This window comes from Actinoplanes sp. NPDC049548, from assembly GCF_040676695.1.
Classification (GTDB): Bacteria; Actinomycetota; Actinomycetes; order Mycobacteriales; family Micromonosporaceae; genus Actinoplanes.
Genome location: NZ_JBFAPM010000007.1, coordinates 217,660 through 242,168 on the forward strand (window position 1 = coordinate 217,660; position 24,509 = coordinate 242,168).

Below are 24,509 nucleotides of genomic sequence, written 5' to 3' on the forward strand. Positions count from 1 at the left end.
AACTTTCATCCGATCGGGCGGGGTGACGCAGGTCATTGCCCTTCGACAAGAAACTGCGGGCACGGTGCGTGAGCGGGGCTCGCGAACGGTCCAATGTCATCGCAGCGTGATGCAAGAGCCACTGCACGTGCAGAATCCCTTGTAGATGCGCCCCCTTCGGGGGATACCCGCAAGTTCTCATAAAAGGTGCAGAAGCCGCGCCGGATGGCTGGCACGATCATCTATACCGCCGTGACCAGGCCTTTCCCCGCCTCGTCGCGTTGCGTACCGGTGGCGCACAGCGCGAAACGGACGGTGACGAGCCGCAGGTCATCCGGGCCGTCGACGAGTCGAGACAGGGGCCGATCGTCGGCTACGATCCACGCCGTCGATGGGGAATGCTCGGATCCGTTCGGCGGACCGAAAACCGCCCCGGCACCTGGACACATGGCGGTGTGCTCCCGGTGTTTCATCCGATCGCGCATGTGGGGGCACATGAGCACGACGGACCTGCCCGGTTCGAGTCTGCTGGCCGGTCGTTACCGACTGGTCGAGCGGCTCGGTGCCGGCGGGATGTCAGTGGTGTGGCGAGGCTTCGACGAGGTCCTCGGCCGGCAGGTGGCGGTCAAGGTGCTGCCCCCGTCGACGAGCACCGATCCCTCCTTCCGGCGCCGGCTGCGAGCGGAGGCCCAGGCCGCCGCGCGACTCAGCCACCCGCACATCACCAATGTGTACGACTACGGCGAAGCGACCACCGTCGACGGCGAACCGGTCCCGTACGTCGTGATGGAGCTGGTCGACGGCGAGTCGCTCGCCGCCGTGCTGGCCCGCGTCCGGCGCCTGCCCTGGCCGGCGGCCGTCCGTATCTGCTCCGAGGTCTCCGCGGCCCTGGCCGCCGCGCACGCCCGCGGCATCGTGCACCGCGACGTGACCCCGGCCAACGTCATGCTCACGCCGGCCGGCGCCAAGGTCGTCGACTTCGGCATCTCGGCCCTGATCGGCGAGAACGACATCGACCCGGACGGCAGCCTGCTCGGCACCCCGGCCTACCTGGCGCCGGAGCGGCTCGAGGGCGGCCAGGTCAGCCCGGCCACCGACGTGTACGCGGTCGGCCTGCTGATCTACCGCACCCTCATCGGCCAGCTCCCCTGGGACGTCGGCACCACGACCGCGTTGCTGCGCGCCCACCAGTACACCGAGCCCGACCCGCTGCCGCCGGTCGAGGGCCTGCCCGCGGCGGTGTCGGCACTCATCGCCCGCTGTCTCGAGAAGCGACCCGCCGACCGGCCGTCCAGCGCCGAGCTCGCCCACGTGCTGGGCACCGTGTCGGCCGGTGTGCCGGCGGCGCGCGCCTTCGTGCCGGACTGGGCGGACAACGGCGAGGACACCACGATCCTGCCGTCGGCGCGCTCGTACACCGACGGGCTCGGACGCCTGCGTCCCGGGCACGCCCGGGTGGCCGACGGCGGCCCGCCCGGTCGCGGCGTGGCCGCGGTGCCGCCCGCCGCCCCGGCGGCCGGCGGGGCTCACGCAGCCGGCGCCCCTGCCGGGGCCGGCGGTGCTTACGCGGCTGGCGGGTTCGCGGCGGGAGGATTCTCGGCGGCGGGCGGTGCTTACCCGGCCGGCGAGGCCGCGGCGGGTGGGGGACTCGCGGCCGGTGCCGCCGAGAAGATGCCGGACGGTGACGCCCCGGTGTCGCCGGCGCCCGGCATGCCCGCCCAGCCGATCTCGGTCGCCGAGGTCGAGGCGGCGATGGGCGCCGCCGGTCAGGCCGTGAACAACGCCCCGGCGGCCCCTGTGGCGCCGCCGCGAGCCGGGCGCAACAGCCGCTTCGGCCCTGTCCCGCCCGCCGCTGGTGTGGGTGGTGCGGTCCCGCCGCCGCTGCCGCCCGCGGCCGGTGGCTTCGGCCGGGGTGCCGGCTGGGAGGAAGCCGAGGACCGCGAGCCGGGTGCTGCGGCTCACGACCCCGACCATGGCGCAGCGGCTCACGCCGACGGGCCCGCGCTTCGTCCGGCGTTCGGCGGTGGCCCGGCGTGGGCCGAGGGGGCCGGTGCGGCACCTCCGACGCGTGCGGCGGGCGGCGTGCCGCCCACCCAGCGGCCGGGAGGAGCGCAGCCCGTCGGTGCGCCCCGCCCCGGTGGCCGGGCGGGCACGACCAAGCGGCGCGCCCTGATCATCGCGGCCGGCTCGGCGGCGCTGGTCGTCGGCGGCGGTGCCTGGGCGCTGGCGCAGGGGCCCGGCGGCTCTCCGCGTACCGTTGTTCCCAATGCCGTGGGGCCGCAGCCCACGCAGCTGGCCGGCGCCAACAAGTGCGTGGTGAGCTATGCGGTCTGGTCCGACGACGGCGGCCGCTTCAAGGCGGCCGTGACGATCGCCAACCGCGACACCAAGGCTGTCAAGAACTGGAAGCTGTGGTTCCTCATGCCCGGCGACCAGGTGGTCTCCGGCAACGGCAAGCTGCACCTCGATCAGCAGGCCCGCGCGGTCACCGTCGAGACCGGCAGGACGCTGAACCCGCAGGCGACAGAGACGATGCAGTTCACCGGCCGCTACAAGGACAGCAACGCCGCTCCGATGGTGTTCGAGCTGGGCGGGCAGGCCTGTGAGACGTACGTGTCGCCCAAGCCGGGCGAGCCGTCGCGGCCGGTCGAGCACCTGACCAACGGCACGGTCCGGCTCGGCCCGGTGCCGAGCGAGGACTCCCCGGTGCCGGGCATCTCCATCGACCCGAGCGGCGTGGCCGTGCCCGTGCCGGTCACCTCGACGGAACCGGGCAAGCCGGGTACGAGCACGCCGCCGTCGTCGTCGCCGACGCCTATCACCGGTCCCACCGACGACGATGACGACGCCCCGCCGCCCGAACCGCCGTCGACCTCGTCGTCCTCGTCGTCGTCGCCCGCGGTCGACCAGAGCACCGGCACCACGACCCCGCCGCCGATGGAGTCGGATCCGCCCACGGATCCCGCGGATCAGGACGATCCGCCCAGCGAATTCGGATAGACAGCGCGGAACCACCAGGCGGTCGACCGGAGTGCCGGTCGGCCGCCTGGCTGCGCGTTACAGTCAAAATGATGCCGGCAGGCACATTCGTCCCCATGACGCGCTGCCCGAGACGGACGGGGCGGCCGCTGGAGACGCACGCAGCCGAAAACGGGGGACACCGTCTCGGCGTGCCTGCGGGCCGGCGTGACGCACGCGAGGAAGATGGTTGATACCGGTCCGCAACCTGACCGGGCCTGTTCCGCACCGTTGCGAGCGTTAGCTGAATCTCTGGCAAGTCGTTGTACATCGGGGAGTCCGACATGATCAGCATGGTTCAGGACCTGGCCGCGGAGGCGCTGTTCGTCTCCCACCTCCAGCCGTCCGAGTGCCCCAGCCGCAAGGCGGTGGAGGAGGCGGTGACCGCCATGATCCTGCGCCACGGCAGCGACGGGTGCGCCGCGACCGTGGCGACGGAGTTCGGCGACCACCCGGAGGTGGCGGTCCGCCGGATGAACTGGGTCCGCCAGGAGCTCAAGAACGTGATGGCGCCGCAGCGCAGCCCGCACTACGCCAGCTGACCCCGCGGACGCCGGCGGTGACGTCGCCGGCTGAGCTGTCCGCGTCCGGCAGCTGCCGGACGCGCTCGCCCGGTGCTATGCCGGGACAGGCGCGGCAACGGGCGTGCATCTCGGGGACATCGCGGGGTATTGAGAGAGTGCCGTCGCACGCGCTGCTGGAGCGATACGTTGATCTCTGGGGCCCCGTGTGGCACCGCGCTTGGCGCAGGTTTGGCGCCGCGACCGCAATGGGCCCACGGCGGTCCGCAGTTGCAACGCAGGCCGCGCAGGGTGGCCCGCGGACGTAACGCAGGCCGCGCACGGTGGCCCGCGGTGATAACGCAGGCCGCGCACGGTGGCGCGGTCGTGACGCACGCGGGCGCACGGTGGCCCGCGGTCGTGACACAGGCCGCGCACGGCGCCCGACGCCGGCTGTTGCCGCGGCGCGGGTAGGCCCCGGCTCGGGCGCACGCCCCGCCCCGCGACGCCGCTCGGGGCCCATCTCACGCCTCCCGCCCCGGCGGGCACCCTCCGGGGCACCTGAGCCTTTTCATGAAAAAACTCCATAAAAGCAACCGAGTTCGGCCGCCACTGCACCCGTCGGCCGCAAATGTCTTCCTCATCGGCCGGTTCACCTGCCGGCCCTGTACGAGCGAGGAGGACTACGTGACCGCCACGACCGAACTCCCCGCCGCCATCGGCACGACCCACGACGCGCCGTCCGCGCGCGACATCGAGGACCTGGTCCGCGAGCACATGCCGATGGTGGGCCACCTGGTCCGGGAGCTGCTGAACCGCGTGCCCGGCCATGTCCACTCGGACGACCTGTCGTCCGCCGGGTTCGCCGCGCTCCTCGGTGCCGCGCGCTCCTTCGATCCGAGCCGCGGCATCCCGTTCCACCGGTTCGCCGCCGTGCGGATCCGGGGTGCGCTGCTCGACGAGCTGCGGGGCCAGGACTGGGCCAGTCGTTCCGTACGCGCCCGGGCCCGCAAGACCGCGCAGGCCCGCCAGGAGCTCACGGCGGCGCTCGGGCGTACGCCCACCGAGGCCGAGGTCGCCGAGATGCTGGGCATCGGGGTGGCCGAGCTCGCCGCCGTCGAGGACGACGTGCAGAAGGCGGCGCTGCTGAGCCTTCAGGGGTTCCCGACCGGCGCGGCCGAGGAGATGGTGCCGGAGCTCTCCGAGGGCCCCGAGGACCTGCTGCTCAAGCGGGAGCGCCTCGGCTATCTGCACCAGGCGATCCAGGCGCTGCCGGAGCGGCTGCGCATGGTCGTCACCCAGTCGTTCCTGCAGGAGCAGCCGCTCAGCGAGGTGGCCGCCGAGCTGGGGGTGACCGAGTCCCGGATCTCCCAGTTGCGCACCGAGGCGTTGCGTCTGCTGCGGGAGGGGCTGAACAGTTCGCTGGCGCCGGAGCTGCTGACGGTGGCCGCGGGGGGCCCGCGTACGCGCAAGGGCTGCCTCCAGCGCCGCCGCAGCGAGTACTTCGCCCGGGTGGCCGAGCAGGGCAACCTGCACACCCGGCTGGCGCTGACCGACAGCCACGGCGTCCCGATCGCCTTCGCCGCCTGATCAGCACGATCGGCCGCATGGTCCTCGGGTGACCATGCGGCCGGTCCGTCAGGCGAAGACGTCCTGCTGGTAGCGGCCCTCGACCTCGAGGGCACGCAGCCACTCGTCGGCCTGCTCGGCCGTGCCGCCGGTGCGGCGCCGGTGCAGGGCCGCCAGCTCGGCCCGGACCGCCGGGGCCATGCGCGCGCCGTCGCCGCACAGGTAGAGGTGGCCGCCCGCCTCGAGCAGGTCCCAGACCTCGTCGCCGGCGGCCGCGAGGGCGTCCTGCACGAACCGGTGGGGGTGGTCCGGCACCGCCGAGTACGCCAGGTGCAGGTCGACCACCCCGGACTCGGCCCACTGCCGCATCTCGTCGGCGTACAGCCAGTCGTGCTGAGGGTGGCGGCAGCCGTAGAACAGCAACGCCCGCCCGCGGTCCGGCTGCAGCGCCCGTTCCTGCAGGAAGGCGCGGAGCGGTGCGAAGCCCGTGCCCGGTCCGACCAGGACCATCGGGGTGCGCGGGTCGGCCGGCGGACGGAACGGCGGGGCCGGGACGCGGACGTGGCCGTAGAACGTGTCGCCGGGTCGCAGCCGGGCGAGGTACTGCGAGCACATGCCGCGGTACCGTCCCTGCCCGGCCAGCGCGGGGCCGTCCACCAGGCCGACCGTCAGTGTGACCAGGTTCGGGTCGACGGCCGGCGACGACGAGATCGAGTAGAACCGGGGCCGGATCGTGCCGGCCAGCGACAGGAACACGCCGAACGGCAGCTCGATCGCCGGGAAGCGCTCGAGCAGCCCCAGCACGGAGACCCGCTTGGCGAGGATGTCGTCCGCGTACGCCTGGCGGGCCTCGTCGGTGTCCCCGATCCACTGGTGGAGCTGCCGGGTGGTCCACGGGCACTCCGTGTGCTCCGCGAGTGTGCTCAGCTGGTGCCGGGTGGCCGGTTCCTGCAACTCCACGAACTCGGTGAGCAGCAGTTCCGTGGTCACCGGCACGCCGATCGGCAGCGACGTCGGGCGCCCGCCGTCCTGGCGCAGGCGGATCACCCGGTCGCGGGGGACGCGCAGGCAGCGGAGCGCCCATGCCACCAGCTCCGGGTCGTTCTTGGCGTAGACCGCGAGGTGGTCGCCCGCCCGGTATCCGGTGCCCTCGGGCAGGCGTACGGTGACCGCCTTCACGCCCGGCCGCGGCGCCTCGACGCTGAAGTCCCAGAGCCCGGTGGGGTCGCTCACGAGCTCTTCCACCGACACCACGGTCATCGGGTACGCCTGTGCCGACACCACCGCCGGCCGCACCTGGTCCTCGCCGAGCACCTCGACCGCATAGCGTTCGCCCGCCGGGGCCTCGCCGGTGCTCGCGCCGTAGGCCTCCGCGAGCGCCGCCCACAGCCGGTCCAGCCAGGCGGTGGCCATGCCGTCGAAGTCGCCCGCCGCGTCGGTCTCGCCGCGCGGCACCACGGCCGTCGCGCCGGCCGCGGCCAGCGCCGCGTCGATCCGCTTCGGGAACGCCTGGTAGGTCGCCCACTGCGTGTTGCCGTTCCCCAGGACCGCATACCGTACGCCGGTGAGCGCGCCGGCCGGGATCTCGAGCGCGTCGAAGCGCTGGGCGTTGTCCGGCGCCTTGCCGTTGTAGCTGGCCGCCACGACCGCGAGCAGGCCGTCGGTGGGCAGGTCGCCGGCGAGCTCGTCCAGGGTCTGCACGGTGACGTCGAAGCCGGAGCGGCGGGCCCGGTCGGCGAGCTGCTGGGCGAGGTCCTCCGAGGTGCCCAGGTTCGAGCCGTACGCCACGCGCAGGCGTACCCCCGAAGCCTCGACCTCGGCTCCCGACGCGGCGGGCTCGCTCTCCGGGCCGGCCACGACGGACATCCGCTCGTGCTCCTGGCGGGGTCGCACCCGCAGGGTGAGGCCGTCGGGCTTGATGGTCAGGGTCTGCTTGATCGTCAGCTGGTGGCCCTGCGGGTCGGCGATCGCGAACCGCTGCAGGATCATGGCGAGGGCCAGACGCGCCTCGGTGAGCGCGAACTGCCGGCCGATGCAGGCCCGTTCGCCGTTGCCGAACGGCTTGTACGCGTGCGGGTGGTGGGCCGCCTTGCGCTCGGGCAGCCAGCGGTCGATGTCGAAGGTGAGCGGGTCGTCCCAGGCTTTCGGATCGGTGTGCAGGGGCTTCAGCAGCACCCCGACCTTCTGCCCGCGGACCAGGTGGTACTTGCCGCCGATCACCGTGTCCTCGCGTGCCTTGAGCCCGATGCCGGGGATGGGGGAGAGCAGGCGCAGCGTCTCGTCGAGGATCCGCGGGATCACGTCGAGCTTCATGATCGTCTCGTAGGTGGGCACGGTGTCGCCGGGCAACATCCAGTCCACCTCGGCGTACGCCTGCGCGAGGACGTGCGGGTTGCGCATGAGCAGGTGCAGCGCGAAGGAGAGGGTGCCGCTGGTGGTCTCGTGACCGGCGATGAGGAACGTCAGCACCTGGTTGCGGATGTTGGCGTCGGTCAGCCGGCCGCCGGTCACCGGGTCGGCCGCGTCGAGCATGAGCCCGAGCAGGTCGCGGGACTGGGTGCCGGCGGCTCGCCGGGCGCGGATGACCTCGTCGACCAGCTCCTGCATGCGGGCGATGTCGGCCCGGTATGCCGCGTCGGCCTTCTTCTTGAGGCCGGTGACCAGCGGCAGCTGCCGGGTCCGGTCCATCGCCTCGGTCAGCGCGCGTCCCATCGCCTGCAGGAACGGGTGCAGCTCGGGCTGCTCGAAGGAGCGGAACGCGTGCCCGAAGCCGGTGAGCGCGATGGTGTCGAGGGTCAGCCGGGTCATGTCGTCGGTGACGTCGACGTCGGTGCGCTGCTCCCAGTGCCGGACCAGGTCCTGGGCCACCTGGAGCATCTGCGGGTAGTACGCCTTCATGGACCGCTGGCTGAACGCGGGCAGCAGGATCCGGTGCGCCTGGCCCCAGCTCTCCTCCTGCTCGCGGGCGGTGAAGAGGCCGTCGCCGGCGAAGTCGCGCACGTGGATCAGCGGCGGGTCGATCGGTTTGTAGAAGCGGCTCTCGTCGCAGACCTCGGCGACCAGGTCGGGGTCGTACACCATGACGACGTGCCGGCCGTTGAGGTTGAGCTTGTAGATGCCGCCGGGGTGCTGCGCGGCGAGGTCGGCGAAGAACCGGTGGGTGCCTTCGACCGGGATCTGCAGTCCATTGCCGACGATCGGCAGCCCGCGGGGCGCGGGGATGGGGGCAGACATGGCGGGACCTCCTCAACCATACGGTGTATGGCTGCTACCGTACGGCGTATGGGCGAGCGCGCAAGGCCGCGAGACGTCCGTCTCACCCGTGAACTGATCATGAATACAGCGCTGAACATCGTCGATACGCAGGGTGTCGAGGCGCTGAGCATGCGCAAGCTCGCGGCGGAGCTCGGCGTCAACCCGATGTCGCTTTATCACCATGTGGAGAACAAGGCGGCGGTCCTCGCGGGCATCGTGGCCCTCGTGACAGAGGGTGCACGTGACGTCGTGGTCGGCGAGGGCACGTGGCAGGTGAATCTTTACAAGCTCGCGTACGAGTTCCGCGAGCTGACCCTGCGGCACCGCAACCTGGTCCGGCACGCCTTCACCAGCGAGGAGTTCATCCAGCGTGAGGGTCCGATGTGGCACTCGCTGTGCGCGATCCTGCGCCACGCCGGCCTGCCTGAGGCCGAGGTGCCCAAGGTGGGCGCGGTCGTCTCCGCGCTCATCGGCGGCCTGCTGCTCACCGAGGTCAACGGGACCATGCGCCGGCTGCTCGGCGACGACGACGCCGAGGACACCGGGTTCGCCCTGGCCGTGTGGCTGCTGATCGACGGCGTGGCCGCCCGTGTCTGAGGGCGTACCCGTGCTTTGATGGCAGCGATCAGGGGGAGGTCCCTTTGTTCCTCAGTCAGCACGAGCAGGAACGGCTGCTCATCCACGTCGCGGCGGACGTGGCCCGGCGGCGGCGCGAGCGCGGCCTGCGGCTCAACCATCCCGAGGCGACCGCGGTCATCACCGCGTTCCTGCTCGAGGGGGCGCGCGACGGGCGCACGGTGGCCGAGCTGATGGACGCCGGGCGGCGGGTGCTGACCCGCGACGACGTCATGGAGGGTGTGCCCGAGATGCTCGCCGAGGTGCAGGTGGAGGCGACGTTCCCGGACGGCACCAAGCTGGTCACCGTGCACGGGCCGATCTCGTGATCCCGGGCGAGATCATCCCGGGCGACGGCGACATCGAGATCAACCCCGGTCGGCCGGTGCGGAGCCTGACCGTGCGCAACACCGGCGACCGGCCTGTCCAGGTGGGGTCGCACTACCACTTCGCCGAGTCGAACGCCGCCCTGGACTTCGACCGGGACGCCGCGTGGGGCCACCGGCTGGCCGTGCCGGCGGGCACCTCCGTACGGTTCGAGCCCGGCATGCCGCGCGACGTCACGCTGGTGCCGCTGGCCGGCAGACGGATCGTGCCCGGCCTGCGGGGCCTGGCGGGCGGGCCGCTCGACCCGTCGCCGCGCGAGGACATCGAGCCCGCGGGCGCCCTCGACGAGGAGCTGCCCGAGAACGGAAGCGCCCGGTGAGCAGCCTCGACCGCGGCCGGTACGCCGCCCTCTACGGTCCGACCGCCGGCGACCGGATCCGGCTCGCCGACACCAACCTGCTGATCGAGGTCGAGGAGGACCGCAGCGCCGGACCGGTCCCGGGCGACGAGGTGGTCTTCGGCGGCGGCAAGGTCATCCGCGAGTCGATGGGCCAGTCGCGGGCCACCCGGGCCGAGGGCACCCCGGACACGGTCGTCACCGGCGCCGTCGTGCTGGACCACTGGGGCGTCGTCAAGGCCGACGTCGGCATCCGTGACGGGCGGATCGTGGCGCTGGGCAAGGCCGGCAACCCGGACACCATGGACGGCGTGCACCCGGATCTGGTGATCGGTCCCGGCACGGAGGTCATCGCGGGCAACGGCAAGATCCTCACCGCCGGCGCCGTCGACAGCCACGTGCACCTGATCAGCCCCACCATCCTCGACACAGCGCTCACGAGCGGCATCACCACGATCATCGGCGGCGGCACCGGCCCGGCCGAGGGCACGAAGGCCACCACGGTCACCCCCAACGCCTGGCACCTGGCCCGGATGCTGGAGGCGCTCGACACCTGGCCGGTCAACGTGCTGCTGCTCGGCAAGGGCAACACGATGAGCGAGGAGTCGCTCTGGGAGCAGCTGCGCGGCGGGGCCGGCGGCTTCAAGCTGCACGAGGACTGGGGCACCACGCCGGCGGTCATCGACGCGGCGCTCAAGGTCGCCGACGCGTCCGGCGTGCAGGTCGCCATCCACACCGACACGCTCAACGAGGCCGGGTTCGTCGAGGAGACCGTACGCGCCATCGCCGGGCGGTCGATCCACGCGTACCACACCGAGGGCGCGGGCGGCGGGCACGCGCCGGACATCATCACCGTGGCTTCGCACCCCAACGTGCTGCCGTCGTCGACCAACCCGACCCGGCCGTACACCCGCAACACCCTCAGCGAGCACCTCGACATGCTGATGGTCTGCCACCACCTCAACCCGGCGGTACCCGAGGACCTGGCATTCGCGGAGAGCCGCATCCGGCCGTCCACCATGGCCGCCGAGGACCTGCTGCACGACCTCGGCGCGATCTCGATGATCGGCTCGGACTCGCAGGCCATGGGGCGCATCGGGGAGGTCGTCATGCGCACCTGGCAGACCGCCCACGTCATGAAGGCACGCCGCGGCGCCCTGCCCGGCGACGGCGCCGCCGACAACCTGCGCGCCCGGCGCTACGTCGCCAAGTACACGATCAACCCGGCGATCGCGCACGGCATCGCGGATCAGGTCGGCTCGGTGGAGGCCGGCAAGCTCGCCGATCTCGTGCTCTGGGACCCCGCGTTCTTCGGCGTACGCCCGGCGCTGGTCATCAAGGGCGGCATGATCGCGTACGCGCAGATGGGCGACGCCAACGCCTCGATCCCCACGCCCCAGCCGATGCTGCCCCGCCCGATGTTCGGCGCGTACGGGATCGTGCCGGCGGTGACGTCGCTGGCGTTCGTCGCCCCGGCCGCCATCGACGCCCTGCTCGGCGACCGCATCGGCCTCAAGCGGGCGCTCGCGCCGGTGGCGGACACGCGCTCGGTCGGCAAGGCGGACCTGCCGCTCAACGACGCGACGCCGCGGATCGAGGTCGAGCCGGACACGTTCACGGTTCGTGTCGACGGAGAGGTCGTCGAGCCGGAGCCGGTGGACGAGCTTCCCATGGCCCAGCGTTACCACCTGTTCTGATGTCCCTCGCAACGCTGCTGGTGCTCGCCGACGGACGGCTCCCCGCGGGCGGCCACGCGCACTCCGGCGGCCTCGAGGCGGCGGTGTCCGCCGGGCGAATCCATGATATTTCCGACTTGCGTTGCTTCCTCCGGGGTCGGCTGCACACCGCCGGGCTCGTCGCCGCCGCGTTCACCGCCGCAGCCTGTGCGGCGCCGCACCGCTGGGCCGAGCTCGACGCCGGCCTGGACGCGCGGACCCCGTCGCCCGCCTTACGCCGCGCGTCCCGGGCACAGGGACGTGCGCTGCTGCGGGCCGGGCGCGCGATGTGGCAGCCGGCGCCGGTCGGCCGGGAACCGCACCAGCCCGTCGCGCTGGGGGTCCTGGCGGCGGCGGCCGGCCTCGGACCCACGGAGGCAGCCGTTGCCGCCGCGCACGGCACCATCGCCGGTCCCGCCGGCGCGGCCGTCCGGCTGCTGGGCCTCGACCCGTACGCGGTGCACGCCGTGATCGCCCGGCTTGCGCCCGACTGCGACCGGATCGCGGCCGACGCGGCGATCCGGATCGACGACCCGGCCGACGCCCTGCCGGCCGCGGGAGCGCCCCTGCTCGACATCGGCGCCGAGCTGCACGCCACCTGGGAGGTGCGTCTCTTTGCATCCTGACAACCACACCCATCCCCATCCGTCGGCGGACCCGCACGCCCCGCTCGCCGCCGGTCCGCGCGCGCTGAGGATCGGCATCGGCGGCCCTGTCGGCTCCGGCAAGACCGCGCTGGTCGCGGCCCTGTGCCGGACGCTCGGCGACGAGCTGCGGCTCGCGGTGGTGACCAACGACATCTACACCACCGAGGACGCCGACTTCCTGCTGCGCAACGGCGTGCTGCCGGCCGACCGGATCCGCGCGGTGGAGACCGGCTGCTGCCCGCACACGGCGATCCGCGACGACATCTCCGCCAACCTGGACGCGGTCGAGGACCTCGAGGCCGTCCTCGGCCCGCTGGACCTCGTGCTGGTCGAGAGCGGCGGCGACAACCTGACCGCCACGTTCAGCAAGGGCCTCATCGACCGGCAGATCTTCGTCGTCGACGTGGCGGGCGGCGACAAGGTGCCCCGCAAGGGCGGACCGGGCGTGACCACCGCGGACCTGCTGGTCATCAACAAGACCGACCTGGCCCCCCTGGTCGGCGCCGACCTGTCGGTGATGGACCGCGACGCCCGGGCGCGCCGCGGCGACCTGCCCACGGTCTTCCTGTCGCTGACCGAGGACCGGGCGGCCACGCCGGTCGCGCAGTGGATCCGCGAGCTGGTCGCGGTCCGCGCCGGCTGACGGAATGCGCGCCGAGGCGTCGATCGTCGCGGAGGCCGACGGAACCGGTCGCACCCGGCTCGCCGTCCTGCGCGGGGAGTCGCCGTTGCTGCTGCGCCGCACCGGTGCGCGTAGTCCCGCCGGCGTCACCGTCCACCTGGTCGGCGGGGCGGCGGGGCCGTTACGCGGCGACGATCTGCGCCTCGACATCGCGGTCGGCGAGGGAGCGAGGCTGACGGTGCACAGCGTCGCCGCCCAGCTCGCCCTGCCCGGACGGCCCGGGCCGCCGTCGAGGCTCACGGTCTCGGCGACGGTGGCGGCGGGCGGATCCCTGCTGTGGTCGCCCGAGCCGTTGATCGCGGCGGCCGGATGCCATCACCTCGCGATCACGGACGTGACGGTCGACGAGGGCGGCACCCTGGTGTGGCGCGACGACCTGGTCTGCGGCCGGCACGCGGAGGAGTCCGGCGACGCCCTTGCGAACGTGACGATCCGCTACGCCGGCCGGACGCTGTACCGGCACGAGCTGGCCGTCGGCCCGCGAGCCCCGGGCTGGTCCGGCGCGGCGGTTCTCGGTGGCGGCCGGTCGGTCGGTGCGCTGGTGCTCGCCGGGGCGTCGCTTCCCGCGCCCGGCCCGCTGGGCGGCGACGCGATGCTGATGCCGCTGGCCGGGCCGGGAATGCTGGCGACCGCGGTGGGGGGCGACATCCGTGCGGTGCAGGCGGCGCTGAATCCGCTCACCGCCCTGCCCGCGGAAAAGGGCTGATCAAGGGCCGGTGTAGAGGATCGCGTCGATCTCGATGTCGAAGCCGACCAGCGGTACGGGCAGCGTCGTGCGTACCGGAAGGTGGTCGCCCTTGATGTACTGCGGGTAGATCTCGTTCAGCTCGGCGAAGTCGGCGAAGTCGCGCAGGTAGACGCCGACCCGGACGGCCTGGTCGAGGCTCGCCCCCGCCGCCTCGGCGACCGCCGCCAGGTTGCGGAACGCCGCGTGTGCCTGGTCGGCGAAGGTGCCCGTCACGCGTGTGCCGTCCGGCAGGGCGGGGATCGCGCCGGCCAGGTAGACGGTGTCGCCGGCGACAACCGCGTGCGAGTACGGGCCGCCCGCCGGGGCCGCCTTGTCGGTGATGATCGCGCGCTTGGGCATGTCAGGTGCTCCTTGTCGTCGGTCTGGGGAACTGTTCGGCCAGGCCGTCCACGCCCACCAGGGGCGTGGCCAGCAGGGCGCGGACGGCGTGCTCGCGGCGGGCCAGGGCGGCGCGCTGGGCGTCGGTGAGCGGGATCCACGGCGGTGAGGGCGCCGGCAGGCGGGCGGGCAGCCGGCGGCCGCCGACGTACGTGGCCTCGTTGGCGAGCCGCAGCGGCGCCTGCCGGACCTGACGGTGGGCGTCCACCACCTCGAAGCGGCCCTCCTCGACCCGGAACACCGCGATGTCGGCGGGCGCGCCCGGGTCGAGGGTGCCGCCCGGCAGCCCCAGCGCCCGGGCGGGGTGCACGGTGACCGCGGCGAGCGCGTCGGTGAGGGGGAGTCCGACGGCGACCAGCTTGGCGATCGTCGTGGGCAGGTCGAAGACCGGGCCGTGCACCGAGCGCGCGTGCAGGTCCGTGGAGATCGTGTACGCCCGCAGCCCCGCCTCCAGCTGCGCCTGCGCCACGTCGAACGCGAACCCGCCCGAGCCGTGGCCGATGTCGAGCAGCACCCCGCGCTCGTAGGCGTCGCGTACCGCCGGCCCCAGCGGCGACGCGATCCCGCTCGCGCAGTGCGTCACGATGTCGCCCGGCCGCAGCAGGTCGAGGACCTCGTCCAGCGTGGGCGGGGTCGTACCGATGTGGACCATGACCGGGATCCCGCAGGCCTCCGCGGCGGCGAGGCCGCGCCGCAGCGGTTCCACGCCGTTGGCGCCGACCGTCTCGTGGTCGATGCGGACCTTGATGCCGCGGATGAGGTCGCGGTGGGCGAGGACCGTGTCGACGGCCAGGCCCACGTCACAGTTGGCCAGGTCGCGGCTCTCGCCGGTGCGCCCCGCCAGCCCCACCGCGGAGATGTTGAGCAGCGCCGGGACGCGCACGCCCACCTGCGCGACCGTGCGGCGCAGACCGTCCATTGTGTACGCTCCCGCCGATCCGGCGTCGACCCACGTGGTGACGCCGGTGCACCAGGCGACGGGATCGGGGTCGATGCCCCAGTATCCGGGGCCGACGTGGGTGTGCAGGTCGATCAGGCCGGGTGTCACCAGGCGGCCGGTGACGTCGTGGACGACCGCGCCGGTGAGTCCGGGGCCGATCGCGGCGATGCGGCCGGCTCGGACGGCGACGTCGGTGGTGCCGTGGCCGAGGACGTCCCCGCCGGTCAGGACCAGGTCGTGGGTCATCGGTCGCCCTTCAGGGCCGCGGTGATCGCCAGCCGGTAGAGCCGCGTCGGCCGGCCCTTGCGATGCACCTGGGAGCTGCCGTCGCCGACGGCCAGGTCGGACTCGCTGAGCTTGCGGATCAGCCGGCGGCCGCTCGGGTCGGTGATGCCCAGCGAGCGGGCCAGGTCGCTGGGGGAGACCGGCCGGCCGGCGAGGGCGCGTTCGATCGCGGCGAGGCGCGACAGCGTCGCCGGGCTCAGCCCGACGCGGCCGGCGAGCGTCTCGATGTCGCCGTGCTCGCGGTAGGTGTAGGTCAGCGGTACGCCGGAGGCACCCATGGGGCCGATCATCATGCCGTTGTCGGAGATCAGGTACGCGCCCGGGTCGGCGTCCTGCTCGGCCCGGGCGGCGGCGCGCTCAGCGAGAGCCACGCAGATCCGCGCGGACCCGCCGAGGCCGAAGCCGGCGACCGCGCGTACCCCGAGGGTGTCGCGGGCCTCGGCGAGCACCGGCAGGCCGACCCAGTGGTGGGTGACCGACTCGAAGAGAGCGGCGTGGGCGAAGACGACCACGCCGCGCCGGCCGCGGTTGTCGATCCACGCGTCGGCGAGCTCGGGGGTGTTGAGCAGCAGGTGCAGCAGCCCCGCCCGGGCACGGTCCAGGTCGGCGATCCGGTCCGGCCGGGCGATGAGGAAGACGGCGGCGGCGAAGCGTTGCCCGTCGGCCTTCTTGTTGCGGACGCGCAGTGCCAGCTCGTGCAGGTCGGCGCGGATCGTGCCCGGGGTGGCCAGCGCGTGGAGCACGGCGACCTCCCCGTCGAGGGCCGCCGCGACGCCGGTGCGGACGCTGATGACGTACGGTGCGCCGGTCGCGGCGACCCGCTCGCGGTGGAAGGCCACCACGTCGGCCACAGGTTGCTCGGGGTCGAAAGGCAGGCAGGCGATCGCGTCGCGGTCGAGGTCGAGCGCCGTCGCCACCTCGTCGACGGTCTCCTGGGTGAAGGTGTCGATGCTGACCGGGGTCGCGGGCCAGCCGTTGCCCCGGGCCCGGGACCAGGCCAGGGCCAGGTCGAGCGCGGCCGAGCGGGTGACCGTCACCGGCAGGGCGGCGGGCAGCAGGTCGCGGCAGCGGGCGTACGGGACGACGCCCAGCAGGATCCCGTCGAGGTGGCCGGCGTCCAGCAGCTCGGCGACGCGCTCGCGGATCTGATCCTCGCGCTCGTAGACGGCCCAGGCGAACGTGACGCCGTTGAGAGTGCGCGTGGCCTGTTCGAACCGCGGGCGATGACCGGCGTGCAACACCAGTCCGATCGTCGTCGCCGCGGGCACGGGTGCCGCCTCCCTTGCAGAACCTGTCGGTTCGTAAGTGGTTCGTAGTAGCTTCCACACCATGCGCGTTGGCGCTCCGGCGGTCAAGGGAGGACTTCCGTGATTCTCGATGTCCCCGACGAGCTGCTCGACTGGCGGGCCAAGGGGTTCTGGCTGCCGCAGGGGGAAATTCCGGTCCGCGCCTTCGCCGCGGCGGGCCACTCCCTCTTCGACGGTTCCTTCACCTGGCCGCTGCTCGTGGTGCGTGATTCCGCGGTACGCGCCAACATCGCCACCATGGCCGGTTACGCGGACCGGCACGGGTTCTCGTTCGCCCCGCACGCCAAGACGACGATGGCCCCGAGCCTGCTGGACGCCCAGCTCGCCGCGGGCGCATGGGCGCTGACCGTGGCGACGCCCAGCCAGGCCCTCGTCCTGCGCCGCCTCGGGGTGCCCCGCGTCCTGATCGCCAACGAGGTCCTCGACCCGACGGCGCTCGGCTGGCTGGCGGCCGAGTCGGCGGCCGGCTGGGAGGTGGTCGTCCAGGTCGACTCCGCGGCCGGCGTGGCGGCGGTGGCCGCGGCGGGTGGGTTGCCCGTGCTGGTCGAACTCGGACATGCGGGTGGGCGCACGGGGTGCCGTACCGTCGCGGAGGTGGTCGAGGTGTCCCGGGCCGCCGCGGCCGCGCCGGGCGTGACCCTCGCCGGGGTGACCGCCTACGAGGGCGCCCTGCCGGACGCCGCGGCGGTCGACGCCTTCCTCGCGACCCTGGTGGAAGCGGTCCGTGCGGTCGCGGACCTGCTGCCCGCGGAGGTGATCGTCTCCGCCGGCGGCAGCGCCTGGTTCGACCGCGTGATCACGGCGCTGGAGGGGCAGTGGCTCGACGGGCACACCGTCCGGGCGGTCCTGCGCAGCGGGGCCTCGGTGACGCACGACGAGGGCTTCTACCGGGAGCGGACGCCGTTCAACCGGGAGCCCGGCGAGGGGTCGCTGGCGTCGGCCCTCGAGATGTACGCCCAGGTCCTGTCCACTCCGGAGCGCGGCCTGGCGATCGTCGGCATGGGCAAGCGCGACGCGCCGTTCGACGAGGGGCTGCCGGTCACCGAGGCCGGCGAGGTGACGCGGATGAACGACCACCACACGTACGTCCACGGCACGTCGGCCGCGGTCGGCGACGTGATCCGTTTCGGACTGTCACACCCGTGCACGGCGTTCGACAAGTGGCGCTTCATCCCCGTCGCGAACGACGACGACGTGGTGGTCGACGTGCTGCACACGTACTTCTGAAAGCGGTGACCGTGATTCCCCGGCCGGGTCTGGTCCGCGAGACGGGCGGCTCCTTCCCCTTGACCGAGCCCGCCGTCTCCCTCGATCCGGCGCTTCCCGCGGAGGGTTACGTGCTGGATGTGGGCGACGGCGGCGTCTCCCTCCGCGGCGGCTCCCCGGCCGGCGTCTTCTACGGGACCCGGACGCTGCGTCAACTCCTGCCGCCGGACTGCAGCACCGGAACCGTGCCGGGCGTGCACATCGAGGACGCGCCGCGCTTCGGGTGGCGCGGTGTGCTGCTCGACGTCGCCCGGCACTTCATGCCCGTGGCAGCCGTCCTGCGCTTCATCGACCTCGCCGCCTACCACAAGCTCAACGTGCTGCACCTGCACCTCACCGACGACCAGGGCTGGCGCATCGAGGTGCCGGGGTGGCCGCGCCTGACCTCGGTCGGCGCCCGGCGACCCCGCACCATGCTCGGCGCCCGGCAGCACGGTCTCTACGACGACCGCCCCCATGCCGGTCACTACACCGACGACGACCTGCGCCGGATCGTCGCGTACGCGGCGCAGCGGCACGTCACCGTGGTGCCGGAGATCGACATGCCCGGCCACATGCAGGCGGCGATCGCGGCGTACCCGCAGCTCGGCAACGGCTTCACCGGCGGCGTCCGGACATCCTGGGGCATCTCGCCGCACGTACTCAACATGCAACCGTCCACGCTGGACTTCTGCCGCCAGGTGCTGGACCACGTCTGCGCCCTCTTCCCGTCACCGCTGGTCAGCATCGGCGGCGACGAGTGCCCGGTCGACGAATGGGCGGCCCACTCGGACGACCCCCACGCGATCCAGCCCCGCTTCACGGCGGAGATGGCCGCCCACCTCGCCACCCACGGCCGTCGCGTGCTCGGCTGGGACGAGATCCTCGCCGGCGGCGCACCACCGGACGCCGTGATCGCGGCCTGGCGCGGCTTCGCCCCGATCGCCGCCGCGGCGGCCGCCGGTCACGACGTGGTGGCCTGCCCCGACGTCGCGCTCTACCTCGACTACCGGCAGTCGGACGACCCGGGCGAGCCGACTCCGGTGGGCCCCCCGCTCACCCTCGCCGACGTGTACGCCTTCGAACCCCCGCCATCGGACCGGCTGCTGGGCGCCCAGGCGAACGTCTGGACGGAGCACATGGAGTCCGCGCAACGCGTCGACTACATGGTGTATCCGCGGCTGTGCGCGTTCGCGGAGGTGGTGTGGAGCCCGCCGGAGCGGGACTTCACGGAGTTCCGCAAGCGGCTCCAACCGCATCTCAGGCGGCTCGACGCGCTCGGCGTGAACTACCGGCCGCTGTCCGGACCGCGCCCGGGCGACGCGCGGCCGGGGGCGCCGGGAAACCCGAGGACCCTCGCGGACCGGCTGGCCGAGCTGCACGAGATGACCGCAGACCTGCGCCGGACGCGGTGAAGGCCGTCATCGTCGGCGGCGCCCAGCCGACGGCGGATCCGGCCCACCCGGGACGCGTCGGTGGGTTGTCGAGCCGGGTGGGCATCGCTGGTTCTGGCAGCAGAGCGACAGCCCGGAGGCCTGGACCAATGCCCGGCCGGGCCGCGGTCCTAGGGCATTTACAAGTAGCCGAGATGAGTGCGCCGGATCCACCATCGACAGTTCTGCGGAGGGCTGCGTTCGCCTTTCCAGGGCGGCCGGCGGCCATTTCGGTGGTCCGGCACGGAAAAGCGTGGAGATGGGATTTCGCCACCATGTTCGGGCGGGTGGAATTGGTGGACAGGCCTTGTCCGCGCCCGTTCGCTGGTCGCAGGGGACGTCCCGCGCAATTCGCGGCTGTCGCTCCCAGTGGGACGTGGCGGGCCGCCCGCCCGCGCCTGCTTCGTCACCACCGCCTCGGGCAAATGATCATCCGCGCCGTCGCCGTGCGCGCTGCCCTTCTGAGGTACGGTGCCTTGCCCCAGCTCGTCGTCCTGGGCTGGGATTTCCGGCCGCACGGGATGATCGGTTGTGTCAGCCGCAGGCGCCATTGTGGACAGCGCCTCGGGGTGGAGGTCACCGTGGCAGCGATTGCCGAGGCGGGCATCGCCAGGGCGGATGTCATCAGGACAGGGGTCAAGGCCGGAATGCGGGTCCGGGGGTTGATCCGCGGACTCGCGCAGCCGACGCAAGCGCCGGGAATGACGTCGTACCAAGCCCCACGCCGCTCATGCTCGCGCCTGAACTCTTCGGCCGCCGGCGAATAATTGCGACGCAGCGCCCGGTCCCGCACATTCTTCGTGGGGAACAATGCGAGCTGCGTCATTACCCTATTGTCCCAGACGCCTCCCGGACTCAACGATGACGACCGCGGATATTTCATATCCAGAAATGGTCCGCGGCCGACTGGACAATCAGCATGTCCGGCATGACGAAAACAGCGACGCGCGGTCGGTGCTACCCCGCACCGGCCCGTGCACCGGCACACGCCGTAGTCGCCCTTGGTGACCGCGCGAGCTGCTCCGTAGCGACGCCGGGCGGGCGGCGGAGGTCGAGCGACGAGGTGACACGCCCCCGGTGTAACGGAATCCGGCTCTGCGGCGCTTGGTCTGGTGGCGGCGGAATGCCGCCGGGGGACATCGTGCGCAGAAAGGGTGCTTCGGGCGGGGATGGAGCAGTCGAAGTGGGACCGGGAAGCACGGTCGCGAGGGACGGAACGGGCGGCATGGGCCGATCTGCTTCCGCACGGCGGCATGGAACGTACGGGAACCGGCTCCGGCCCCCGTCAGCCGGGGACGGCCGAACCGGTGGGTCGCCCCGGCTCGCTCAGGGTGCGGATGGTCACGATCGCCGTGGCCGCTGTCGGCACCCTGACGTTGCTGGCGATCGGTTCGGTGTCCGGCTGGGGTTCCGGCGCCGAAGGGTCGACGTCCCCGCTGGCCGGCTACCAGCCCGCTCCGACCATCGCCTACGCCGGGCCGAGCGCAGCCGCCACGCCATCGGCCCCTGTTCGCCGGTCGAGCGTCGCCGCGGCCGGCTCGTCCGCGCCGACGAAGGTGCCTGCGGTCCTGCCGGCGCGACGGACGAAGGCTGCGCCGACGTCGAAACCGAGCCCCGCGCCGGAGCCGTTCTCCGCCCTGGCGGGCTTCCGCTGCCCGGAGACCTCGAGCAGCGGGTACGCCGAACGCGTCGGCACCGACGGCTGGTACCTGGTCACGGGCGGCGGCTTCACCGGCAACGGCTGCCGGGGCCACATGGTCGCCATGCCGATGTCCGGCGACCGCGATGACGACGACCTGAGCAACATGATGCTGTGGTGGTTCCGGATGTCACCCCGCGCGGACTGCGCCGTCGAGGTGTACGTGCCCCGTACCGGCAATGTGCGGGACGCGGCGGGCGAACCGGCGACCTACCAGGTGTACGCCACCGTGGACGGCAGCGGCTCGCGGACCGGCCGGTTCGTCGTCGACCAGGTCCGCAACCAGGGACGTTGGGTGCCTGCCGGCCGCTTCCCGGCGACCCGCGGGCAGCTGTCGGTACGCCTGATGACCCGGGGCTCGTCGGACATTCGCGGCGCCCGGCTCGGTGGCTCCGCCGTCCGGGTCTCCTGCTGACCGCGTGTCTCAGGCGTCGGGCCTCTCCGGTGCCACGAGCAGGCGGGCGTACGCGGCCATCGAGCGCTGGTAGCGGGGCAGATGCGGGGCCAGCGCGCCGACGGCGATGGAGACAGCCTCCCGTTCCCGGCCGACGTCGGTCAGCGCCAGGGCGAGCACCGTCTTGACCGCGTCGTCGAGCTCGTCGGAGGGCGCCCGCAGCTCCTCGGTCAGCAGGTTCACGCTGCGCTGCGAGTCGCCGACGTTGCGCAGCGAGCTGGCCATCTGGATCACCGCCCGGCGGCGCCGGATCCCGGTGAGGCCGGACCGCAGGGCCTGCTCGTAGAGCGGGACGGCGAGGTCGCTGCGGCCGGTCGAGTCGAGGGAGCAGGCCCGCTCGAAGAGACCCGCCGGGTCTCCGGGCGGAAGCTCCGCGGCGAGCTGCTCGATGCGCTCGACGAACTCGTCCCCGGGCGTGTCCTCGAGGGACGCCCATGCCTGCGCCAGCCGCTGTTCCCACTCCTGCGTGATCATGCGTTGGAGCGTCGCACATCGTCGCGATGCTGGATGTCCCTGGACACTTCCGTGGGATTGACCGGGCTCGAGGAGACCGTAGTCTTTCAGTAGCTTTCGCCCCATACATCCTTTGCCTCGGCGTGAGGAGCCCGCGTGGGTGCTGCTGATCTTCGCGATGTGGTCGTGACCCGGCAACGGGAGCTGGCCTCCCGCCACGACGTGCTGGGGCGCGCCGGGCGGGATCCGAGCCGGTACGAGGACCTGCTGCTGCGTGTCTTCGACGCCACCAACGACCTGATGCGCGACCTCGACCGCATGCGCGCCCGGTCCGCCCGCCGCCGGCGCCTGCTGGCCGCGGTCCTCGCCGCGGTGTCCGTGGTGCCGGGGGTGCTGGTCGCGACGGGTCGCCTCGGGCCCTTCTGGCTCATCCCCGCCGCCGCTTTGCTGGCCGCGGCGATCACGGTGTGGGCCGTGACCGGCGCCGGCTCCCCCCGCCTGGGGCGGACCCGCCGAGGTCCCGCAAAGCCTCCCGCGGTGCCCGGTGCTTCCGCGGTGCCCGGCGCTTCCGCGGTGCCCGGCGCTTCCGCGGTGCCCGGCGCCTCCGGCGCTCCGGCCGCGCCCGATGCCCCGGGCCGGGACGGGGAGGCGCCCGCCGCAGCCCGGCCTCGCCCCGGACCACCCCAGCTCGCCGCCTCGGGCCCGCGGCGGCACGACTCGGAGGCGGGCGCATGAGCAGCAGCACCGACACCTCCACCGACCTCGTCCGCGTCGCCGAGGCGCTGCGGACCGAGTTCAAGCGCAAGCTCACCGCCCTGCGCCTGCAGCTCACCGAGGAGCTTCGCGACGTCGCCCGTACCGCTGAGGAGCGCACCGGTCACCTCGCGGTCCGCGTGGACGAGACCTGTGAGCGGGTCGCCACCCTCGCCCGGGACCACGACGCCCTGCGCCGGCAGACCGAGATCGAGCTGCGGGCGGCGCGGCAGGCGAACGCGCGGCTCACCGGGGAGATCCAGCTCATCGAGGGGCGGCTGCGGCTGGAACACGGCGTCCAGCCGGTCGACCTCGACGCCGTGCCCGAGGAATGGGCCGGGCTCGTCGCCGAGGTGCGCGAGGCCGAGGAGATCCGGTCCGGGATGCTCGACGACCGGACCCGCGAGGAGCACCATGCCGTGCTGGACGCGTACGCGGAGCTGCGACGTCTCGCCGCGGAGAGCCGGTCGCGGGCCCTCGACGCCAGCGCGGTCCTGGCGAACGCCAAGGTCGGAAGCCGGGACTTCCGCAAGGCCGCCTCCTCCTACCGGCGCCACTGGGAGCAGCTGTGTGCGCGCAACGCGGACCTGACCGGGATGCGGGAGGCCGTCGTCGTGGCCGAGCTGGCGCTCGAACGGGACCTGCGCCGGCAGGAGGAGTACCGCACGCACAGCGGCTCGACGGCCGTGGCCGAGCTCACCGCACACCTGCGCCGCCGCATCGACGCCGCCGTGGAGTCGCATGCGTTGTTCCCGCCCTGGTTCACCATCACCGAGCTGGGTCACCGGCCGAGCGCGGTGCTCGCCGGGGTGTGGCGGGACGTGGCCACCCGGGTCGTCCTCTACCGGATCACGTACGCGGTGACCGACGGCGTCTCGGCGCTCGGCGAGCCACCCACCGGCGGCCATCGCGCCCAGCGGTACGCCGAAGTGCGGGAGGCCCTGGCGGAACTGGCCGTCTGATGACACGAAGATGGCGGATCACGACGTCGACCGGCCGATGGCTGGCGGACAGCTGAGAACACGGCGCACCTGATGCGCAGCAGCCACGACGTCGTTCCCGGCAGACGCTCGGGGTCGGCTTCGCCGAAGACGCGCACGAGGCCGTGGGTCCGCATCCGCTGGTAGCGCCGCGCCGCCGTCTGCTCGCCAGACGCCGAGCACCGCGGCCAGCCGGGCGAAGGGGACTCGCGGCGCGAGCTGCATGCCGTGGAGGATCTGCCGGTCCAGCCGGTCAGCGACGGCGGATTGCGCCGTGGAGGGGCCGGGCATGCGCGGATCCTATCCGGCGAGGCGGATGCTCAGCTGCGACCCGAGGTCGCGGAAGCCGAGCGCGGCGGCCACCCGGCGGGAGGCGGCCGGCCGGGCCCGCCACTGGGGGAGCAGACCCTGAGCCAGTGCGTCCCGGACGGCGGCGGAGGCGGCGGCGCGACCGTCACCACGGCCGCGCGCCCCGGTCGCGGTCAGCACGCTGAGGTGCGCTACCCGCGACGGCCAGCGCCGGTATCCGGCGGCGGCGATCACCCGGCCGCCGCCCGGGGCGCGGACCACGAAAGCGGCGGAGTCGATGTCGTCGAGGCCGCTCTCGCCGGCGTCGCTCGCAGGGACGCCCGCGATCAGGGCGCGGACGTCCCGGTGGCCGGCGGGGAGCCGTTCGGCCGGTGGGCCGGAGGCCGGGCGGAACGCGGACACGTCCAGGTAGGCGAGGACCGCGGGACCCAGGATCTCCTCGACCGGCAGCTCTCGGCGTACCCGATCGGGATCGGCGATCTCCGCGACCGGAATGCGCCGCAGCGCCTCGGCCACCGACTCGGCCGGCGCGGGCAGGGTCGCGATCGCGGCGTCGCCCAGGGCGACGATGCCGGCCCATCCCGGCGGGCACAGCTCCGAAGCCGGGGCGGTGACGACAGTGACCTCGCCGGGAGTGAAGTAGACCGGTACGCCGGCCAGCCCGGCCCACAACGCGCGGGCACGTTCCTCGATCCGTGTCATCCGAGGCATGATGCCCGGTCATCCGCGACGGTGATCTCCCTTATCGGGGGATGGGCCGCGAACCACCGGGTCTCGTAGGGTCGATCAGGCCGATCTGCGGTGTTTCGCGCCGATCGTCG

General features: G+C 73.2%; 21 protein-coding genes and 1 pseudogene. 16 read left to right on the top strand and 6 right to left on the bottom strand.

The window, feature by feature from the left end; genetic code table 11:
• Positions 1-462 precede the first annotated feature (462 nt).
• The 4 genes and pseudogenes from AB0J80_RS16625 to AB0J80_RS16640 all read left to right on the top strand — a co-directional run.
• Positions 463-1,407, top strand: a pseudogene (locus AB0J80_RS16625) (serine/threonine-protein kinase); the annotation flags it as partial.
• A gap of 324 nt (positions 1,408-1,731) precedes the next feature.
• A complete protein-coding gene (locus AB0J80_RS16630; RefSeq protein WP_364705663.1) occupies positions 1,732-2,979 on the top strand; it encodes a cellulose binding domain-containing protein in 1,248 nt (415 codons plus the stop codon).
• Between the two features lie 302 nt (positions 2,980-3,281).
• Positions 3,282-3,539: a hypothetical protein gene (locus AB0J80_RS16635; protein ID WP_364705423.1), complete on the top strand. Its 258-nt coding sequence runs from the start codon at positions 3,282-3,284 to the stop codon at positions 3,537-3,539.
• Between the two features lie 645 nt (positions 3,540-4,184).
• Complete coding sequence (locus tag AB0J80_RS16640) at positions 4,185-5,087, top strand: sigma-70 family RNA polymerase sigma factor (protein ID WP_364705425.1); 903 nt, start codon at positions 4,185-4,187, stop codon at positions 5,085-5,087.
• 48 nt (positions 5,088-5,135) lie between these two features.
• On the opposite strand, the gene AB0J80_RS16645 is transcribed toward AB0J80_RS16640, so the two are convergent.
• Positions 5,136-8,300 (bottom strand): cytochrome P450, encoded by a 3,165-nt coding sequence (locus AB0J80_RS16645; RefSeq protein WP_364705427.1) that lies wholly within the window; start codon positions 8,298-8,300, stop codon positions 5,136-5,138.
• 99 nt (positions 8,301-8,399) lie between these two features.
• Here AB0J80_RS16645 and AB0J80_RS16650 point away from each other — a divergent pair, with 99 nt between their 5' ends.
• From AB0J80_RS16650 to AB0J80_RS16680, 7 genes are read left to right on the top strand one after another with little or no spacing between them, the layout of a single operon-like run.
• The gene (locus AB0J80_RS16650; RefSeq protein WP_364705429.1) at positions 8,400-8,918 is read left to right on the top strand and encodes a TetR family transcriptional regulator; all 519 of its coding nucleotides are present in this window, start codon (positions 8,400-8,402) and stop codon (positions 8,916-8,918) included.
• A gap of 44 nt (positions 8,919-8,962) precedes the next feature.
• The gene (locus AB0J80_RS16655; protein ID WP_071809665.1) at positions 8,963-9,265 is read left to right on the top strand and encodes an urease subunit gamma; all 303 of its coding nucleotides are present in this window, start codon (positions 8,963-8,965) and stop codon (positions 9,263-9,265) included.
• Positions 9,262-9,642, top strand: a complete 381-nt coding sequence (locus AB0J80_RS16660; RefSeq protein WP_364705431.1) for an urease subunit beta — start codon at positions 9,262-9,264, stop codon at positions 9,640-9,642. The genes AB0J80_RS16655 and AB0J80_RS16660 overlap by 4 nt, the downstream gene beginning before the upstream one ends.
• Entirely contained in the window at positions 9,639-11,357 is a 1,719-nt protein-coding gene (locus AB0J80_RS16665) for an urease subunit alpha (protein ID WP_364705433.1), read from the top strand. Before AB0J80_RS16660 ends, AB0J80_RS16665 begins: the two co-directional genes overlap by 4 nt.
• On the top strand, positions 11,357-12,001 hold the full coding sequence (locus AB0J80_RS16670) for an urease accessory UreF family protein (protein ID WP_364705435.1): 645 nt from the start codon (positions 11,357-11,359) through the stop codon (positions 11,999-12,001). Before AB0J80_RS16665 ends, AB0J80_RS16670 begins: the two co-directional genes overlap by 1 nt.
• Positions 11,991-12,665 carry an urease accessory protein UreG gene (gene ureG / locus AB0J80_RS16675; protein ID WP_364705437.1) on the top strand — a complete coding sequence of 225 codons (675 nt, stop codon included), beginning with the start codon at positions 11,991-11,993 and terminating at the stop codon, positions 12,663-12,665. The genes AB0J80_RS16670 and ureG overlap by 11 nt, the downstream gene beginning before the upstream one ends.
• Positions 12,666-12,669: 4 nt before the next feature.
• A complete protein-coding gene (locus AB0J80_RS16680) occupies positions 12,670-13,410 on the top strand; it encodes an urease accessory protein UreD (RefSeq protein WP_364705438.1) in 741 nt (246 codons plus the stop codon).
• On the opposite strand, the gene AB0J80_RS16685 is transcribed toward AB0J80_RS16680, so the two are convergent.
• Genes AB0J80_RS16685 through AB0J80_RS16695 form a run of 3 tightly spaced genes read right to left on the bottom strand, consistent with a single transcriptional unit; the run spans position 13,411 to position 16,323 of the window.
• The gene (locus AB0J80_RS16685; RefSeq protein WP_364705440.1) at positions 13,411-13,791 is read right to left on the bottom strand and encodes a RidA family protein; all 381 of its coding nucleotides are present in this window, start codon (positions 13,789-13,791) and stop codon (positions 13,411-13,413) included.
• A gap of 1 nt (position 13,792) precedes the next feature.
• Entirely contained in the window at positions 13,793-15,016 is a 1,224-nt protein-coding gene (locus tag AB0J80_RS16690) for an amidohydrolase/deacetylase family metallohydrolase (protein WP_364705441.1), read from the bottom strand.
• On the bottom strand, positions 15,013-16,323 hold the full coding sequence (locus AB0J80_RS16695; RefSeq protein ID WP_364705442.1) for a transcriptional regulator: 1,311 nt from the start codon (positions 16,321-16,323) through the stop codon (positions 15,013-15,015). Before AB0J80_RS16695 ends, AB0J80_RS16690 begins: the two co-directional genes overlap by 4 nt.
• Positions 16,324-16,422: 99 nt before the next feature.
• Between AB0J80_RS16695 and AB0J80_RS16700 the strand changes: the two genes are divergently transcribed.
• The 3 genes from AB0J80_RS16700 (at position 16,423) to AB0J80_RS16710 (ending at position 21,154) form a co-directional block, all read left to right on the top strand.
• Positions 16,423-17,589 carry an alanine racemase gene (locus AB0J80_RS16700; protein ID WP_364705444.1) on the top strand — a complete coding sequence of 389 codons (1,167 nt, stop codon included), beginning with the start codon at positions 16,423-16,425 and terminating at the stop codon, positions 17,587-17,589.
• 5 nt (positions 17,590-17,594) lie between these two features.
• Positions 17,595-19,022, top strand: a complete 1,428-nt coding sequence (locus tag AB0J80_RS16705; RefSeq protein ID WP_364705446.1) for a beta-N-acetylhexosaminidase — start codon at positions 17,595-17,597, stop codon at positions 19,020-19,022.
• A gap of 1,355 nt (positions 19,023-20,377) precedes the next feature.
• A complete protein-coding gene (locus tag AB0J80_RS16710) occupies positions 20,378-21,154 on the top strand; it encodes a hypothetical protein (RefSeq protein ID WP_364705448.1) in 777 nt (258 codons plus the stop codon).
• Positions 21,155-21,163: 9 nt separating this feature from the next.
• On the opposite strand, the gene AB0J80_RS16715 is transcribed toward AB0J80_RS16710, so the two are convergent.
• Positions 21,164-21,667, bottom strand: coding sequence for a tetratricopeptide repeat protein (locus AB0J80_RS16715; RefSeq protein WP_364705450.1), 504 nt, complete (start codon positions 21,665-21,667; stop codon positions 21,164-21,166).
• Positions 21,668-21,802: 135 nt separating this feature from the next.
• On the opposite strand from AB0J80_RS16715, the gene AB0J80_RS16720 reads away from it, so the two are divergent.
• A complete protein-coding gene (locus tag AB0J80_RS16720; protein ID WP_364705452.1) occupies positions 21,803-22,381 on the top strand; it encodes a hypothetical protein in 579 nt (192 codons plus the stop codon).
• The gene (locus AB0J80_RS16725) at positions 22,378-23,361 is read left to right on the top strand and encodes a hypothetical protein (RefSeq protein WP_364705453.1); all 984 of its coding nucleotides are present in this window, start codon (positions 22,378-22,380) and stop codon (positions 23,359-23,361) included. Before AB0J80_RS16720 ends, AB0J80_RS16725 begins: the two co-directional genes overlap by 4 nt.
• 318 nt (positions 23,362-23,679) lie before the next feature.
• Here the strand turns inward: AB0J80_RS16725 and AB0J80_RS16730 are convergent, their stop codons facing one another.
• On the bottom strand, positions 23,680-24,390 hold the full coding sequence (locus AB0J80_RS16730) for a GNAT family N-acetyltransferase (RefSeq protein ID WP_364705455.1): 711 nt from the start codon (positions 24,388-24,390) through the stop codon (positions 23,680-23,682).
• Positions 24,391-24,509 lie beyond the last annotated feature (119 nt).

Bases quoted from the DNA above. Each gene is read 5' to 3' on its own strand.
- AB0J80_RS16630 (WP_364705663.1), top strand. From the start codon at position 1,732: ATGGGCGCCGCCGGTCAGGCCGTGAACAACGCCCCGGCGGCCCCTGTG.
- AB0J80_RS16635 (WP_364705423.1), top strand. From the start codon at position 3,282: ATGATCAGCATGGTTCAGGACCTGGCCGCGGAGGCGCTGTTCGTCTCC.
- AB0J80_RS16645 (WP_364705427.1), bottom strand. From the start codon at position 8,300: ATGTCTGCCCCCATCCCCGCGCCCCGCGGGCTGCCGATCGTCGGCAAT.
- AB0J80_RS16650 (WP_364705429.1), top strand. From the start codon at position 8,400: ATGAATACAGCGCTGAACATCGTCGATACGCAGGGTGTCGAGGCGCTG.
- AB0J80_RS16670 (WP_364705435.1), top strand. From the start codon at position 11,357: ATGTCCCTCGCAACGCTGCTGGTGCTCGCCGACGGACGGCTCCCCGCG.
- AB0J80_RS16680 (WP_364705438.1), top strand. From the start codon at position 12,670: ATGCGCGCCGAGGCGTCGATCGTCGCGGAGGCCGACGGAACCGGTCGC.
- AB0J80_RS16685 (WP_364705440.1), bottom strand. From the start codon at position 13,791: ATGCCCAAGCGCGCGATCATCACCGACAAGGCGGCCCCGGCGGGCGGC.
- AB0J80_RS16690 (WP_364705441.1), bottom strand. From the start codon at position 15,016: ATGACCCACGACCTGGTCCTGACCGGCGGGGACGTCCTCGGCCACGGC.
- AB0J80_RS16710 (WP_364705448.1), top strand. From the start codon at position 20,378: ATGGTCACGATCGCCGTGGCCGCTGTCGGCACCCTGACGTTGCTGGCG.
- AB0J80_RS16715 (WP_364705450.1), bottom strand. From the start codon at position 21,667: ATGATCACGCAGGAGTGGGAACAGCGGCTGGCGCAGGCATGGGCGTCC.
- AB0J80_RS16725 (WP_364705453.1), top strand. From the start codon at position 22,378: ATGAGCAGCAGCACCGACACCTCCACCGACCTCGTCCGCGTCGCCGAG.
- AB0J80_RS16730 (WP_364705455.1), bottom strand. From the start codon at position 24,390: ATGACACGGATCGAGGAACGTGCCCGCGCGTTGTGGGCCGGGCTGGCC.